Raw genomic sequence first — 15,274 nt, forward strand, 5'->3', positions numbered from 1 at the left:
GTGCTCAGTAGAACTTGGTGATGCGGTCGATGCTGTGGCGGTGGTGCGGGAAGCCTTCCTCGGCACGCTTGCCGATAGGCAGCAGGCCAGCAAACTGAACGTGCTCGGGGAGGCCCAGGATTTCCTTGACCTTGTCGGGCTGGAAGCCCAGCATCGGCACGGTGTCGTAGCCCAGGCTGCGGGCAGCGACCATCAGGAACCCGAAGGCGATGTTGGCCTGGGAAAGGCCCCACTGACCACGCTGAGCGACGTCCAGACCACCGAAAGCGCCGTCGAAGGTAGCGCGCTGGCCAGTGCGGCCCTGCTCGCCCATACCGGGGTGAGCGGTTTCTTCCACGGTCTGCAGGGTGTCTTCCATATCGCTGTAGACCACGATGACGGCGGGAGCGTTGGTCACCTGGGCCTGACCGTAGGCAGCTTCACGCAGCTGCTCCTTGATTGCAGGGTCCTGGACCACGGCGAAGCGCCAGGTCTGGGCGTTCCAGGCGCTGGGGGCAAGGCTGGCCAGGCGCAGCACTTCGCGCAGGTCGTTCTGGTCGATGGGTTCCTGCACGAACTTGCGAATGCTGCGGCGGGTTTCGATGGCCTGGGCAGCGGTCAGGGGCTGGGTAGCGGTAGCAGTCATGAGTGCTATAATAGGCCAATCAGTTTGAAAAGTCAATCGGTGTAATGATTGCAGCAATTTGATTCTGATTTGGGTGTACAGTATTGACATGAACACCTCGCACTCTGGCTTCTGCCCTGTATACCGGGCCATCGGCGTGCTGCAGGAGAAGTGGGTGCTGCACATCGTGCGTGCTCTGCTGGACGGTGAAAAAGGCTTTAACGAGCTGGCCCGTGCTGTGGGCGGTTGTAACAGCGCCACCCTGACGCAACGCCTCGAACATCTCGAGCACCTTGAACTGATCCGCAAACGCACTGAGGACACCCACGGCAAACTGGCCCGCAGTGTTTATACCCTCACGCCTGCCGGGAAAGAACTGCAAACTGTGATTGTCGCCATCGACAGTTGGGCACGAGAGCACCTGATTGACGAATCTCAAGCTGCTTTTGCCTCCGCCAGCCCGTGCACATAACTCAGGGGTAAATAAAAGCCCAATACGCATAAGGCCAGCCGGTCACTAGGCTGGCCTTATGAGCGTAAAAGACAACTTCACGGCAGACGAGTGGTTCAAAATCATGACCGGTCCTGGCCGGGCGGGAGCCGCCGTCGTGGCAGCCAGCCCCAGCGGCTTGACCGGCCTGCTGGCTGAAGCGCAGGCTATTGCCGCCAGCGTGCGTGAGCACGTCAGCAGGGCAGGCCGCACCCCCCTGATGGAAGCTATCGCAGCTGACCTGATGGGCTCTCCGGCAGATCCTCAGTCGCTGCCACAGCAGGAAAAGGCCCGCAATATGGAAGAAGCCGTGGCCCAGAGCATTGAGGGAGTGCGTCAGGCAATCTGGCTGGTCAGCAGTAAAACCAGCCAGGAAGACGCCGCCGCATACCAACAGATGCTGATCGAGGTTGTGGAACGTACAGCGCAGGCAGCGAAGGAAGGGGGCTTCCTGGGCATAGGCGGCGAGCAGGTCAATGATAAGGAGCGCCAGGTCATCGAGGAACTGCGGCGGGTGATCGGTGGCGCATCAGTTCAGGGGGACAGCAACACCGTCACCCCGACTCAGGAAACACTTCCCTCAACTCCAAGCCCCGACGGCAGCGGCAACAGCAACTGACTGTTGACCGTGCGGCATGACCTCTTCCAGCGTGAACATGTTGTCTGCCTCACGTCAGGGTTGCCCTCATGACCGAGCCACCTGAAATCCATTTCCCAGCTGTTCCGGAACTGGCGCAGATACCGGGTTACTCACCCGTGGTCGAGGTCCGGGGCGGCCGCACGGTGTACCTTTCGGGCCAGATCGCGCTGGACGCCCAGGGCCGCACCGTTGGCGAAGGAGATTTCACCGCGCAGGCCCGGCAGGTCTTCGCGAACCTGCAGCAGGCTCTGGCAGCCGTAGGCCTGACTTTCGACGCCGTGGTCAAGCTGACCATCTTTCTGACCGACTTCCGGTATCTGCCTCAGATGCGGGCCGTGCGCGACGAATATGTGAATACGGCGTCGCCTCCGGCCAGCAGTGCGGTTCAGGTGTCGGCGCTGGTACGTCCTGAACTGCTGATTGAAGTCGAAGCGATTGCTGCCGGACCGTAACACCATTCATGACGTGACCTCTGTACGGGTCTGAACCCTGAACCTCCCCGCGCCTGTATGCTGAGCCATGAGCGGGGGACAACTGGCGCTGATCGTGGGGCAACCACGGGGGAGTCACCCGAACTTCAAATTGGATCGCGCGCCTGGGTCGGAGGGTCGCCTGCACATGCAGGCGGGTTTTCGGCCTGTGATCTGCCGAAAACCCGCACCCTGAGACCAGCACAGCGGAGGACACGAGCATGACGAAACGGGCATTGATCTCGGTAAGTGACAAGACGGGCGTGGTGGAGTTCGCGCGTAGCCTCACGGCGCGCGGCTGGGAAGTCCTGAGCACCGGAGGCACCTTCCAGGCGTTACAGGAGGCGGGCGTCAGCGTCACTCAGGTCAGTGACGTCACCGGCTTTCCCGAAATGCTCGACGGCCGCGTCAAAACCCTGCATCCGGCGGTTCATGGGGGCATCCTGGCCCGGCGCGAACCGCAGCACCTCTCGCAGCTGGAGGCGCAGGGATTCGGCACCATCGATCTGGTCTGTGTCAATCTCTACCCTTTCCGTGAAACGGTGGCGCGCGGCGCTCCCGACCCCGAAGTGATCGAGAATATCGACATTGGCGGCCCGGCCATGATCCGTTCGGCAGCCAAAAACCACAGCGGGGTCCTGGTCCTGGTGGATCCAGCCGACTACCCGGTGGCCCTGCAGGACGAGGTGTCCGGCAGCGAACGTCGCCGGCTGGCGGCCAAGGCCTACCGCCACACCAGCGAGTACGACGCGGCGATCACGGCCTACCTGGAGGGTGCCTCCGAAGAGCTGCCGACCCGGTTGCCGGAACGGCTGACGGTGGACCTGCACCGCGTCGCCCAGGTTCGTTACGGCGAGAACCCCCACCAGCCCGGCGCCGTCTACCGCTGGGGGCAGGCACGCGGGCCCGTTATGGATGCCCAGGTGGTCGCCGGCAAACCGATGAGCTTCAACAACTACGCCGACGCGGACGCCGCCTGGAGCCTGTGTCAGGAACTGGCGGCCCAGGAGGACGGCGCGGTGTGCGTGGCCGTCAAGCACGCCAACCCCTGTGGTGTGGCCGTGGCTGATGACGTGCGCGCCGCCTGGGAACGTGCACGTGACGCCGACACGCTCAGTGTGTTCGGCGGTGTGGTGGCCGTCAGCCGTCCGGTGGACTTCCAGGCAGCCCAGGCCATGCGCGGCACCTTTCTGGAAGTGCTGATCGCACCGGAAGTCACGCCCGACGCGGTGGAATGGTTTGCCGAGAAAAAGCCGGACCTGCGCGTCCTGGTAGCTGCACAGGCCTCGGGCGTCAGTGTGCTGGACGTGCGGCCCCTGACCGGCGGCTTCGCGGTGCAGGAACGAGACACCCGCCCGTGGGACGACCTGTGTCCGGAAGTGGTGACGGCGCGCCAGCCCACCGACCAGGAGTGGGCTGATCTGCGCTTTGCCTGGGCCACAGTCAAGCACGCCCGCAGCAACGCCGTGGTGCTGGCCAGAGGCGGCGTGACTGTCGGTCTGGGTGCGGGCGCCGTCAGCCGGATCTGGGCCGCAGAGCGCGCTGTGGCCAATGCGGGCGACAAGGCCCAGGGCGCCGTGCTGGCCAGTGAGGCCTTCTTTCCCTTCGACGATGTCGTCCGGCTGGCCGCGCAGTCCGGCGTCACCGCCATCCTGCAGCCGGGGGGCGCCAAGCGTGATCCGGAAGTCATAGCCGCCGCCAACGAACTGGGCGTGAGCATGGTGTTCACCGGCTCGCGCCACTTCCGGCACTGAGGAGAAGCAGCAGTGCCTGAGTCTTCCCCTTCCCCGAATCCTGCCTCCCTGTCCGGCAAACCGCTGGCCGAGCGCGTGACTCGCGACGTTCGCTCAGCCCTGGCGGACTGGGCCGCCCAGGAACCGGCCTTCCAGCCCCGGCTGGTCAGTGTCCTGGCCTCAAGCGACCCGGCTTCTCAGGTCTACGTGCAGAGCAAGGCCCGGCAGGCCAGAAAACTGGGTGTGGACCTGCAGGTGCGTGACCTTGGAGCACATGCCAGCCAGGATGAGCTGCACGACGTCCTGCGCGAGTTGTCAGCAGATCCGCAGGTTCACGGCATCATGCTGGAACTGCCCCTGGCTGGCGGACTGGACGCCGACGCGGCGCTGCTGCACGTGGCTCACCGCAAGGACGTCGAAGGGCTGACCCCGGCCAACCTGGCCCTGATTGCGGCTGGCCGTGAGGCGGAGGCGATTCTGCCGCCCACCCCCCGCAGTGTGCGGTTTCTACTGCGCGAGGTCCTGGGCGACGATCTGCGCGGCCAGCGCATTGCGGTGATCGGCCCGGGGCGCACGGTGGGCCGCCCGCTGGCCTTCATGCTCAATAACCGTGGCGTCACCGTCACCCTGTGCAACGAACACACCCGTGACCTCAGGGGGGTCCTGGCTCCCATGGACGCCGTGGTCGTGGCGGTCGGGCATCCGGAGCTGCTGCGCGCAGAGCATGTCCACCCTCACCAGGTGATCATTGACGCCGGAATTAATGTGCAGGGCAAGCAGGTGGTCGGGGACGCAGAGGCAGAGTTACCGGTGCGGGCCCAGACCCCGGTGCCGGGGGGAGTCGGGCCATTGACCAGCGCCCTGATGTACCAGAATCTGGTGCGCGCCGTAAAGCTGCAGCGCGGCGAGGACGTAGATTAGACAGACCGTGGGAGCCGAGCAATGCCACAATCAGTGCCGATGACTGGCTTCCAGGACCTTCATGTCGCCTTTATGACCGACGCGCCGCGGGTGGCAGGCAGCGAACTCTGGCTCCTGGATGTGCTGCCGCTGCTCCAGGCCCAGGGGTTGCGTTCCACGCTGTTTCTGTCAGACCGCGAGAACCTGGATACATTCGCTGCACGCTTCGAAGCCGCAGGCATTCCGGTGCACCGGTATCATGCCTTAACGGATCTACCCGAGCTGACACGCGCCTTTGACCTGCGGGTTGTGCAGGGTTGGACCCCTGGAACTTACCGCCAGCTGTTACCGCTCCTGGTGGCTCCCCGGATGGTCATCAGCCACGATCAGCTGGACTTTCACTATCCGCAGCCGCTGCGGGCCTCGTATCTGGAGGTGTATCCCTGGACGAAGGCCGGTCCGCTGAGGTCAGCCGACGCCGTAGCCACCGTGTCCCGGTGGGCGGGCGAATTCATGCGGCGCAACATGCGGCTCAAGGATGTCCACGTGGTCAGTAACGGCGTCCGCACCGACGACTTCCGGCCAGCCATGGCCGAGGAACGTCTGGCTCTGCGCGAGTCACTGGGTTTTACCCGCTTTACCGTCCTGGTGCCAGGACGCTTCGCTCCTGAGAAAAATCAACTGGCTGCCCTTCTGGCCGCCCGTCACGCGCCGGAACTCGACTTCGTGTTCTGTGGAGATATGGATTCCAGCATGGGCCGACTGGCCAGCACCCTGGCGAGGCGGCTACGGCTGGCCAACGCCCGGTTCCTGGGACGGCGCTGGGACATGCCAGAGCTGTACCGCGCTGCCGACGTCCTGCTGCAACCCACCCTGGCAGAGAACCAGTCACTGGTGACGCTGGAGGCCATGAGCAGCGGGCTTCCGGTCGTGACCACACCAATCCCCGCCCAGGCCGAACTGGTGCGCGACGGCGTGGACGGCTTGCTCGTCCCGCCTCAACCGGCTCTGCTGGCCCGTGCCCTGAAGGCTCTGGCGGCTCACCCTGATCGGGCTCGCCAGTTTGGGCACGCTGCCCGGGCCCATGTGCTGGCTGCCCACACATTGGAAGGCACCACCCATCAAGTGGGCAGCATGCTCCGGGAGGTCCTTACTCAACACTCCCGGTAATGCGGCGAGGCCACCAGAGCAGCGGTACCGCTCAGCTCAGAAAAGCGCGGACCCGCTCCGGGAGATCCTGGGCGTCCATCAGGAAAGCGTCGTGACCATGAACGCTGTCCAGTTCCCAGTACTGTGCATGGGGCAGCAGGGCTGCGTAGCCCTGCACCTCGGCTGGCGGATACAGCACATCGCTGCGGATGCCCACGACCAGGACCGGGGCGCGGATGCTGCGCAGTTCGTCATCGGTCGGCTGAAACATGTCCATCGCCCAGGTCAGTGCCACGTAGCTCCGCTCGCAGAAGCGCGCATGCAGCTTCTCGCCCTGATACTGCAGGTAGGACGTAATGGCCGGGGTACCGGGCGAGCGCTGTCCGGCCTGCGTCAGCGCAAAACTCTCAGGACTGCGGTAGGACAGCATGGCGATCTGACGGGCCACCTTCAGGCCCTCTCCTCCAGGGGCGGCCTGGATGGCGCTGCGTGCGGCGGTATTCAGACCAATTGCCCAGGGCGAGTGACGCGCCGGCGCTCCGATAATTACGGCCTTTTCCACCAGATCCGGGCATTCGAGCAGCCAGGCATAGGCCAGCATGCCGCCCATGCTGCCGCCTACCAGACTCACCCGGCGCACGCCCAGATGGTCCAGCAGTGCGCGTCCCACGCGGGCCATGTCCCGCAGACTCAGCGAGGCGTCCTGGCCGCCTACGGAAGCAAGCTCCGCCGGGCCGGTACTGCCCGCGCAGCCGCCAATCACGTTGGCACACACCACGAAATCGCGGGTCGGGTCCAGCGGACGACCTTCACCCAGAAACTCCGGCCACCACTCGTGCACCGCGCTGGTTCCCGTCAGGGCATGCAGGACAAGTGTGGCGTCCTCACGCGCCTCGCCGTAGGTATGGTAGGCCACTCGGACGTGGGTCACGGCCTGACCACAGTCCAGCAGCAGCGGCTCGCTGCAGAACAGGGTCACCGTCTGCAGGCCTGAACATCGCTCCGGCGTGGCGGGGGGCAGGTGGGAAGCAGGGTACGTCAGGGCGGTCACCCTCCCTCCACGCCAAAGGAGGAGGGGCCTGCAGGCACAGCCTGCTCCTCACTGGAAGGCAGCAGGTCGAAAGCCACAGCCAGCGCCTGTGCAAAATCCTCCTGGATGTCATCGATGTGCTCGATCCCTACGGAGACGCGGACCAGGCCGGGCGTGACGCCTGCCGTCGCCTGGGTCTGTTCGTCCAGCTGGCTGTGGGTAGTACTGGCCGGATGAATCACCAGGGTCCGGGTATCGCCCACGTTGGCCACGTGCTGTGCCAGCTTCACGCTGCGGATGAACGCCTCTCCCGCTGCGCGGCCGCCGCGCAGCTCAAACGTCAGCACGGAGCCCGCTCCACGCGGAAAGTAATGCTGGGCGCGGTCGTAATGGGGGTGGTTGCTCAGGCCAGGGTAGGTCACGCGGCTCACGTCAGGGTGTGCAGCCAGCCAGGAGGCCAGGGTCAGGGCGTTGTTTGCATGACGTTCGGCGCGCAGTGAGAGTGTCTCCAGACCCTGCAGGAACTGCCAGGCCTGCTGGGGGGCCAGAGTCGTGCCGAGGTCGCGCAGGCCCTCGGTACGGGCGCGAATGATAAAAGCCACGTTAGGCAGGCCCAGCGGGTTACCGGTACCGAAGGTTTCCCAGAAGTTCAGGCCGTGATAGCTCGGCGAGGACTCAGTCATCAGGGGGTAACGGCCGTTGCCCCAATCGAAGGTGCCGCCGTCTACGATGACACCGCCAATTCCATTTCCGTGCCCGCCGATCCATTTGCTGGCGCTGTGCGTCACGATGTCAGCCCCATGCCGCAGTGGCTGGCAGTAGTATCCGCCTGCGCCAAACGTGTTGTCCACAATGACCGCAACGCCACGCGCGTGGGCCTCAGCTGCCACACCCTCAAAGTCTGGGATGTTCAGAGCCGGGTTGCCGATGGTCTCCAGGTAGATGGCCCGGGTATGGTCATCAATCAGGGCCGCGAACTCCTCAGGCCGCTCTTCTTTGCTGGTAAAGCGCACCTCGATTCCCAGGCGCCTGAGAGTCACGCGGAACTGGTTGATGGTGCCGCCATACAGGTTGGGGCTGGCGACGATGTTGTCCCCGGCCTGGGCAAGCGTGGTGATCGCCACGAACTGCGCGGCGTGACCGCTGGAAACGGCCAGCGCCCCAACGCCGCCTTCCAGCGCCGCTACCCGCTCTTCGAACACCGCGGTGGTGGGGTTCTGAATCCGGCTGTAGATGTTCCCGAAGGCCCGCAGGCCAAACAGGTCAGCGGCGTGCTCAGGTGACTGAAACACGTAGCTGTTGGTAGCGTAGATCGGTACGGCTTGAGCGCCGGTTGTGGGGTCGGGATGCTGCCCGGCATGAACCTGCAGGGTCTCAAATTTCAGAGCCATGGGGTGGCCTCCTCACAGAAAATGGGACGGGATCTGTGGGGGCGCCCGAACGAGCAGCGCCCCTCTCGGAACTGAGAAGGGGCGCGTATTTCATCCGCGTGACCTTCCCTCTTGCTCCCACGCGCAGGCATCATCGTTAACGTGCAGTGGGCTGGCTGGGGCACCGTGACGCGATGAGGTCCGGTTGCCGCGCCGTCTACGAGCCAGGTCTCTCGGGCGCTCTGAAGTGGGTTGCTCCACGCAGGAGCTATCCAATAACCTACCGCCCAGGGGCAAGTGCGGTCAAGGTAAACGTCCGGACATGCTGTTTATCTGCAGGTGATCAACCGGCGGCGCACTGCGGGCAGCGGCCATACAGCGTAACCTCGTGGGCCTCGACCACGAAGCCTCCGGGATACGTATGGCCAGCCGGCAGGTTTAAAGGGCAGCTATGCAGGGTAAACACGCGGTGGCAGTGGGTGCACGAAAAATGATGGTGGTGGCCCCGGCCACTGGGCTCGTACAGGGTCTCGCCGTCCAGTGCAACCGGGTGAATTCGCCGCTGTTCGGTCAGCAGCTTCAGGGTCCGGTACACCGTGGCAATGCCCAGTCCCGGCAGGTCCGCCTGAGCGCGGCGCAGGACCTCAGCCACGGTCAGGGGGCCTTCTGCACCGTCCAACACGCGGGAGATCACGTCGCGTTGGCGGGTGCTGCGGGTCGCGGTCATGCCAGGCAGAATAGCAAATTTTGAGAACGCCCGATCAAAAGCAGCCCACCTGGGCGGTGGGCTGCCGGGAATTCAGAAGTTCAGCGCGCGTTGGGATTGGAGCGTTCTTCGGGGGCAATCGGGGTGCCCACCGCCTTGGCCTCGACGCGGCTCTCGGGCGTGGGGACCACGCCAGGGTGCTTGAGGAACGAAGCAACAGGGCTGGTTCCGGAGCTGGCGCCCGCAGAGACCGCGTTGCTGCTTGCCGCAGTGCCGGTCACAGTGGCGGGCCCCAGGCTGGAGGGCGTCACCCTGACTGGCACGCCAGGAGTGGTGACGGTAGGCGTGCTGCCGGCCTTCGTGCCTGTGTTGGAGCGAGCGGCGCCGGGCTGTCCGGCCTTCTGCAGCATTGAACCTGACAGTTCCTCCAGCTTCGGGGTCAGGACCTTCTCGGTCAGCGAGCGGATCGCCAGAGTACCCAGCGTAGCCACCAGGGCCCCGCTCACGCCCGTCCCGGCCTGCTTCTTCTGCGCCTTGATCAGAGCCTTCTGATGCTTGACGGGACTGCCCGCATCCACATAGATCTTCTTACTGCGCCGCAGACTCCGGCCCATCATCAGCCCGATGACTGCGCCAACAGCCGAAGCTCCACCAAGCATCTTGAGCGGCTCTTTTTGCAATTGGGCCTGCAGGCTGGCTTCACGGGTCAGCGCGTCCACACTGGCGCGCAGGCGTTCGCGCGCTGCCTCACGTTCGGTCATGGGCTGGGGGACCGGGGCGTATGAAACCGGCTGAGTGGGCTTGGGCTGGTCGGCCATCAGTACCCCTCCTTCTTCATATCTTCCTTGAACGTGGGCGTGGTGCTCACGGTGATGCCCGGCTGATCCTTAAGCACGACCGGATGCTGAATATTGGGGTCGTGCGCGTGGCCATGGTCTCCATGGTCTCCATGGTCGTCATCGAGTTTCTTGTTCAGGTTATCGCCGTAGACCTGAGGCTGGCCGGACGGTGTGCTTTCGTAGACCGGTACAGGTTCACTGTTGGCGGTGCTTTGCATCCCCGAGGCGTGACCCTCAACGTCTTTTGCCGACCGGTGCTCTGAGCCGACGCCGTAGGTGGTTGTGCCGGAAGCGACGTGCGAGCCGCTGACGGGAGCTGAGACCGTAGCAGGCTTGCTGGCGGACTGCTTGACTGCCTGCTGTTCGGCCTGATACTGCGCCTCCAGGCGTTCGTCCTCGGTCATGGTGGAGGGGTCTTTGTGCATCAGAGGCTCGTCGCTTGGAACCTCGGCAGAGAGCTTCTTCAGCCCCATCATGACCAGCAGGCCCGTCACCACCAGGCTCAGAATGGCGATAATCAGCGCAGCGGCCCATGCCGGCAGACCCATGGCCATCAGCCCATAAAAGACGGTCAGGATCAGGAAGATCAGGCCCATGATGAGCGGTCCTACCGCCGCCAGCAGCATGACGACGCCAATCCCCTTGGCTTTGGCAACGTCGCCGACCTTGCGGGCCACATTGTTGATCTCTGATTTCACGAGGGTTACGGCTGCGTCGAAGACATCGACCAGTGCGCTCCCCATGCTCTTGCGTTCTTCCATACTTCATCCTCCGGGTGGCCTGCCATCACGGCAGGCGGGTTGTGCCCCAGCATAGTGAATCCGGCTTCAGTCTCCTGGCAGGCCCAAGAAATCCTCAACTCTGCGGGGGCTGTGCCCTCACGTGGGCAGACGTGAGGGCCAGGGTCCGGTCACCATGAACGCCGGTACCTTCAACAGCCGATCTTGAGGCAGACTGAGGCATGACCATCACCCAGCTTGACCCCGTGGCCCGCGTGAAAGCCTACTTCGCGGGGGAATGGCACACGGCCCCGCGCACCTTTGAGGTCTTTCACCCTGGCAATGGCCAGAGCATCGGCGCGGTGGCCGACTGTACCGCAGACGACGCGCGGCGCGCCATTGACGCCGCCGAGACAGCGCTGCGGGAGTGGCGCCAGACCACCGGGTACGACCGTGGGCAGGTGCTGCGCCGCTGGCATGACCTGATGTTGCAGCACAAAGAAGAGCTCGCCCGGCTGATGACGCTGGAAATGGGTAAGCCCATCACCGAAACGCGCGGCGAGGTGCACTACGCGGCCAGCTTTATCGAATGGTGCGCCGAGGAAGCCAGCCGCATCGGCGGCGAGCGCATTTCCATGCGCCTGGGCAACAAGCGTGGGTTTTCCAGTGCGGAGCCGGTAGGCATCGTGTACGCGGTGACGCCCTGGAATTTTCCTGCCGGCATGATTACCCGCAAGGCCGCCCCGGCCCTGGCTGCCGGCTGCGTGATGATTCTCAAGCCGGCCGAACAGAGCCCCATGACGGCGCTGTATCTGGCCGAACTCTGGCTGGAGGCCGGCGGACCGGCCAACACGCTGCAGGTACTGCCTACCAATGACGCCGCCGCCTTCACGGCGCCGTTTATGGAAGACACCCGCGTGCGCAAGCTGACCTTTACCGGCAGCACGCCCGTGGGCCGGCTGCTGTACGAGCAGGCCGCCAGGACCATGAAGCGCGTTTCCCTGGAACTGGGAGGCCACGCTCCCTTCTTGGTCTTTGAGGACGCGGACCTGGAGCGCGCGGCACGCGAGGTGATCAGCAGCAAGTTCCGCAACGCCGGGCAGACCTGCATCTGCACCAACCGCATCTATGTGCAGCGTTCGGTCGCCGAGGAATTTACCCGCCTCCTGAGCGCACGGACCGCGAAACTTACCCTGGGAGACCCGCTTGACGACCAGACCCGTATTGGACCAGTGGTGGAGCAGGCTGGGCTGGATAAGATTCAGGCCCATGTTAAAGACGCCCTGGACCGTGGAGCCGTCGCTGCCGTGGGGGGCAAGGCGACAGGGGGGCTGTACTTCGAGCCGACCATCCTGACCAACGTGGCTCCCGACAGCCTGATCCTGCGGGAAGAAACCTTCGGTCCGGTGGCGCCCATCGTGCTGTTCGATACCGAGGAAGAAGCGCTGCGTCTGGCCAATGACAGTGAGTACGGTCTGGCCGCCTACGCCTTTACCCGTGACCTGAGCCGCGCGTGGCGGGTGGCCGAGGCCCTGGAATACGGCATTGTGGGCATCAACGATGGAGGGCCAAGCAACGGCGCGCCCAACGTGCCTTTCGGCGGCATGAAGAACAGTGGTGTGGGCCGCGAAGGTGGCCACTGGGGCCTGGATGAGTACCTGGAGATCAAGTTCATTTCCATGGGTGTCTGACGCCCGCATCGGGTAATCAATCACGCGAAACTTGAGGCGGCTCCGTTTGGAGCCGCCTTCCGTTGATTCAAAGGCCTGGATGATCAGGACTGCTGGCTGCCGCGCGCCTGGAGCCACTCCACGATCCGGTCACGGACCTCGGCGCGGCACTCATCGTTGAGCAGTTCATGGTGCCCGCCTTCCAGATGCACGAAGGTCTTGTCGGTGCTGGCAATTCCCTCCACAAACCGCTGACTGCCGCGTGGGTCGGTGATGCGGTCGGCTGAGCCATGAATTACCAGGGTAGGCAGCGTCCAGCGTTCGTACGACGCCCACAGCCGCGCACTGAGGGTCAGCATGCTCGCGGCGGTCAGGGCCGGCACCTTGCCCTGGTACACGCTGGCGTCTGCCTGGTAGGCACTGACTTCGTCAGACAGGCGCGACAGGTTGGCAGTATCCAGCGCCGTGACCGGCAGTGCGGGTGCAATCCGGGCCAGCAGCGGAGCCACTTTTTTCAGCAGGGGCGATTCATCTTCACCAACCAGGAGCGCGGGACTCGTCAGGATGACGCCGGCCAGCCCACGCGGATCACGGGCCACACTGGCCGCCGTGACCAGCCCGCCCATGCTGTGTCCGAAGGCAAACAGCGGACCTGGTTGCCCGCGCAGCGCCTCCCGGGCCAGCAGGTGATCTTCGACCAGCACCCTCATGTCCACCACGGCACGGCGACCGGCTGACTGACCGTGCCCGCGCTGGTCATAGGCATAGACCGTGAAGCCTGCCGCGACCAGTGTCGGAATCAGGGCGTGGTAGCGCTCGACATATCGCCCGGCGTACTCGCCCACCCCATGCGAGAGCAGGACCGCACCACGAGGGCTGGAAGCGGGCCATACATACCCCGTCACAGGTGCGCCCGGCACTGTCCACTGCTGCAGCGTCATGCTGGCAGTTTACCGGGCATGAAGTTCATATAAACGGTCTTGAGTGCCAGCCATCACCTGCAGCCCACAGACTGGGCAACATGGCAGACATTTCGAGAAAGGCCAACGCTCAGTGGTTCGGAGACCTGAAAAGCGGTAATGGCACGGTCAGCACTGAAAGTGGCGCCCTGAAGGACAACAGCTACTCCTTCAAGGCGCGCTTCGAGCAGGACAAGGCCCCCGGCACGAACCCCGAAGAACTTCTGGCTGCAGCCCACGCCGGCTGTTTCACCATGCAGCTTTCTGCCATGCTTGCCGCGCATGGCCATCAGCCCGAGGACCTGCGCACCGAAGCCACCTGTGAGATGGTCAAGGATGGTCCCGGCTTCAAGGTCAGCACCATGCGCCTGACCATCCGCGGGAAGGTCGGCAACATCGATCAGGCCGAGTTTGAAAAGCATGTGGCCCAGGCAGCCGATGCCTGCCCCCTGAGCCGCGTGATGAAAGGCAACGTGGAAATTACCCACGAAGCTGTCCTCGAATAACCCTTTCCTGAGCGCGAGGGGCCCTGGTGGTAAGTCAGGGCCCCTCGTCGTCTGGCAGATGCACTGCTTTCACTCCTGCCCACATGTGTCCTGTCGTGTATCACCTGATTGGCGCTCCTGGAAGCGAGAAACGGACAGTCGGCCTTAAGCTCGCCGAACTGACCGGTGCGGTCCTGCTGGACAATCACCTGTTCCGCGACGCGGTGTACAAGCCCTATGGTGCCGACGGATTGCGGCCCAGCCCAGCGGTGTGGCATCCGCGCAACGAATAAGCGACGTGGCCCAGGCACGCCAGGCGCGTTATGTCCCGGTCTGGCTGGAATGCCCCATATTCGAACTGTGCCGACGGCTTACCCTCCCTGAGCGGCTGCAGCGGGCGAAAATGCGTGATCCGGAACAACTGCGCCATTCTCTGGACAGTCAGGGCGTCCTGCCACCGCTGCCCGGCGCTCTGCGCATTGATACGTCTGTTGTGACGCCGGCGGAAGCGGCAATGAGTCCTGCCGCTTCCGCCGGCGTCACGTAAATCAGCAAAGCTCCCGCCAGAGTCGGACGGGAAATCAATCCTGGTTGCTGCTCCTTGAAATCTACTTGACCTTCACTGACTTAGACACCGGCTGCTTCTTCACCCACTTCACGAATTTGATGACGCCCTCGTGCTCCTGCAGTGCCTCCAGGGAACTGTAGGGTCCAGCCAGGTCGGCGTTGGAAAATGTGCTGTGGACGTAGCCGTGGCAGGCCGAGCACAGACCCACGGTGGGCAGGTCCTGAACTTTCATGCCCTTGCGGCGCCCAGCCAGGACCGGCATCAGATGATGCTGGGTCAGTGCGGGGGTTTCACGCTGGCACAGAGCGCACGCGAGTGGCTCAGCCTCAGGGGTGGGATCGGGCCAGGTGGAGTTGGATTGACGGCGGGCCATTCATGCAGATTAGGGCAAAGCTGAACCAAGCGGCTCAGCCCACCCCTTCATTCCTGGCCGTGTCCGTCCACGAAATGACCGTACATGTGCATTGTGCAGGCTCCGAGAAAGCGTCAGCTCATCACGTTGTCACCCGCGGAGCACCCGACCAATCCACTGACCAGGGGTGCTGGTTTTGCCTGCCGTTCCCCTTGCTAAACATGCAAATTGGCCGGCCGAACACCTGTAGTCAGTACACGTGAAAGTCACGCAGTCCCGTCGCCTCGCTGTACTGGGTCTGGACTTCCCGCACGCGGGCATGGGGAGGGCCGCGACCAATCCAGTGCAGCAGGCGCTGCAGGTCCGGGTCATGACCCTCAGCCACCACTTCAACCCGGCCATCAGACAGGTTTTCGGCATATCCACTGACATTCAGGTCTCGGGCATATCGCTGGACGTAACGGCGGTATCCGACGCCCTGTACGGTGCCGGAAATCAGGGCGGTAAGGCGCATACCGGCACATGCTAACGCCACAAACGCAGCAGACCGTGGCCCAGCTTTCGCTGACCAGGCTTGTTCAGCCTGACGT

Annotated in this window: 18 protein-coding genes and 1 riboswitch; of the genes, 9 read left to right on the plus strand and 9 right to left on the minus strand. The window is 64.1% G+C overall.

Annotated features, from left to right (window positions below):
* Positions 1-4 precede the first annotated feature (4 nt).
* Positions 5-625: a nitroreductase family protein gene (locus tag DEIDE_RS09205; protein WP_012693683.1), complete on the minus strand. Its 621-nt coding sequence runs from the start codon at positions 623-625 to the stop codon at positions 5-7.
* 88 nt (positions 626-713) lie between these two features.
* Here DEIDE_RS09205 and DEIDE_RS09210 point away from each other — a divergent pair, with 88 nt between their 5' ends.
* The 6 genes from DEIDE_RS09210 (at position 714) to DEIDE_RS09235 (ending at position 6,007) form a co-directional block, all read left to right on the plus strand.
* The gene (locus DEIDE_RS09210; RefSeq protein ID WP_012693684.1) at positions 714-1,076 is read left to right on the plus strand and encodes a winged helix-turn-helix transcriptional regulator; all 363 of its coding nucleotides are present in this window, start codon (positions 714-716) and stop codon (positions 1,074-1,076) included.
* A gap of 58 nt (positions 1,077-1,134) precedes the next feature.
* Complete coding sequence (locus DEIDE_RS09215) at positions 1,135-1,713, plus strand: hypothetical protein (RefSeq protein ID WP_012693685.1); 579 nt, start codon at positions 1,135-1,137, stop codon at positions 1,711-1,713.
* A 68-nt stretch (positions 1,714-1,781) separates the two neighbouring features.
* Complete coding sequence (locus DEIDE_RS09220) at positions 1,782-2,186, plus strand: RidA family protein (protein WP_012693686.1); 405 nt, start codon at positions 1,782-1,784, stop codon at positions 2,184-2,186.
* Between the two features lie 68 nt (positions 2,187-2,254).
* A riboswitch (ZMP/ZTP riboswitch) is annotated at positions 2,255-2,342 on the plus strand.
* Between the two features lie 83 nt (positions 2,343-2,425).
* Positions 2,426-3,958 carry a bifunctional phosphoribosylaminoimidazolecarboxamide formyltransferase/IMP cyclohydrolase gene (gene purH, locus DEIDE_RS09225; protein ID WP_012693687.1) on the plus strand — a complete coding sequence of 511 codons (1,533 nt, stop codon included), beginning with the start codon at positions 2,426-2,428 and terminating at the stop codon, positions 3,956-3,958.
* A 12-nt stretch (positions 3,959-3,970) separates the two neighbouring features.
* Positions 3,971-4,858 carry a bifunctional 5,10-methylenetetrahydrofolate dehydrogenase/5,10-methenyltetrahydrofolate cyclohydrolase gene (locus tag DEIDE_RS09230; RefSeq protein WP_012693688.1) on the plus strand — a complete coding sequence of 296 codons (888 nt, stop codon included), beginning with the start codon at positions 3,971-3,973 and terminating at the stop codon, positions 4,856-4,858.
* A gap of 39 nt (positions 4,859-4,897) precedes the next feature.
* Positions 4,898-6,007 carry a glycosyltransferase family 4 protein gene (locus DEIDE_RS09235; RefSeq protein ID WP_041227199.1) on the plus strand — a complete coding sequence of 370 codons (1,110 nt, stop codon included), beginning with the start codon at positions 4,898-4,900 and terminating at the stop codon, positions 6,005-6,007.
* A 31-nt stretch (positions 6,008-6,038) separates the two neighbouring features.
* Here the strand turns inward: DEIDE_RS09235 and DEIDE_RS09240 are convergent, their stop codons facing one another.
* From DEIDE_RS09240 to DEIDE_RS09260, 5 genes are all read right to left on the minus strand, one after another.
* Positions 6,039-7,037, minus strand: coding sequence for a homoserine O-acetyltransferase family protein (locus DEIDE_RS09240; RefSeq protein ID WP_012693690.1), 999 nt, complete (start codon positions 7,035-7,037; stop codon positions 6,039-6,041).
* A complete protein-coding gene (locus tag DEIDE_RS09245; protein ID WP_012693691.1) occupies positions 7,034-8,407 on the minus strand; it encodes an O-acetylhomoserine aminocarboxypropyltransferase/cysteine synthase family protein in 1,374 nt (457 codons plus the stop codon). The genes DEIDE_RS09240 and DEIDE_RS09245 overlap by 4 nt, the downstream gene beginning before the upstream one ends.
* Before the next feature lie 322 nt (positions 8,408-8,729).
* On the minus strand, positions 8,730-9,113 hold the full coding sequence (locus tag DEIDE_RS09250; protein WP_012693692.1) for a Fur family transcriptional regulator: 384 nt from the start codon (positions 9,111-9,113) through the stop codon (positions 8,730-8,732).
* Positions 9,114-9,193: 80 nt separating this feature from the next.
* Positions 9,194-9,910, minus strand: coding sequence for a hypothetical protein (locus tag DEIDE_RS09255; RefSeq protein ID WP_012693693.1), 717 nt, complete (start codon positions 9,908-9,910; stop codon positions 9,194-9,196).
* Positions 9,910-10,692, minus strand: coding sequence for a phage holin family protein (locus DEIDE_RS09260; protein ID WP_012693694.1), 783 nt, complete (start codon positions 10,690-10,692; stop codon positions 9,910-9,912). Before DEIDE_RS09260 ends, DEIDE_RS09255 begins: the two co-directional genes overlap by 1 nt.
* Before the next feature lie 200 nt (positions 10,693-10,892).
* Between DEIDE_RS09260 and DEIDE_RS09265 the strand changes: the two genes are divergently transcribed.
* Positions 10,893-12,341, plus strand: a complete 1,449-nt coding sequence (locus tag DEIDE_RS09265) for an NAD-dependent succinate-semialdehyde dehydrogenase (protein WP_012693695.1) — start codon at positions 10,893-10,895, stop codon at positions 12,339-12,341.
* Positions 12,342-12,424: 83 nt separating this feature from the next.
* Here DEIDE_RS09265 and DEIDE_RS09270 read toward each other — a convergent pair whose 3' ends face one another.
* Entirely contained in the window at positions 12,425-13,261 is an 837-nt protein-coding gene (locus DEIDE_RS09270; RefSeq protein ID WP_012693696.1) for an alpha/beta hydrolase, read from the minus strand.
* 80 nt (positions 13,262-13,341) lie between these two features.
* Here DEIDE_RS09270 and DEIDE_RS09275 point away from each other — a divergent pair, with 80 nt between their 5' ends.
* Positions 13,342-13,785 carry an OsmC family protein gene (locus DEIDE_RS09275; protein ID WP_012693697.1) on the plus strand — a complete coding sequence of 148 codons (444 nt, stop codon included), beginning with the start codon at positions 13,342-13,344 and terminating at the stop codon, positions 13,783-13,785.
* Positions 13,786-13,868: 83 nt separating this feature from the next.
* Positions 13,869-14,057, plus strand: coding sequence for a hypothetical protein (locus DEIDE_RS19445; RefSeq protein ID WP_202796666.1), 189 nt, complete (start codon positions 13,869-13,871; stop codon positions 14,055-14,057).
* Between the two features lie 315 nt (positions 14,058-14,372).
* On the opposite strand, the gene DEIDE_RS09280 is transcribed toward DEIDE_RS19445, so the two are convergent.
* Complete coding sequence (locus DEIDE_RS09280; RefSeq protein ID WP_012693698.1) at positions 14,373-14,705, minus strand: hypothetical protein; 333 nt, start codon at positions 14,703-14,705, stop codon at positions 14,373-14,375.
* A gap of 229 nt (positions 14,706-14,934) precedes the next feature.
* Entirely contained in the window at positions 14,935-15,198 is a 264-nt protein-coding gene (locus tag DEIDE_RS09285) for an acylphosphatase (protein WP_012693699.1), read from the minus strand.
* Positions 15,199-15,274: the final 76 nt, after the last annotated feature.

It is taken from the genome of Deinococcus deserti VCD115 (assembly GCF_000020685.1).
GTDB lineage: Bacteria > Deinococcota > Deinococci > Deinococcales > Deinococcaceae > Deinococcus > Deinococcus deserti.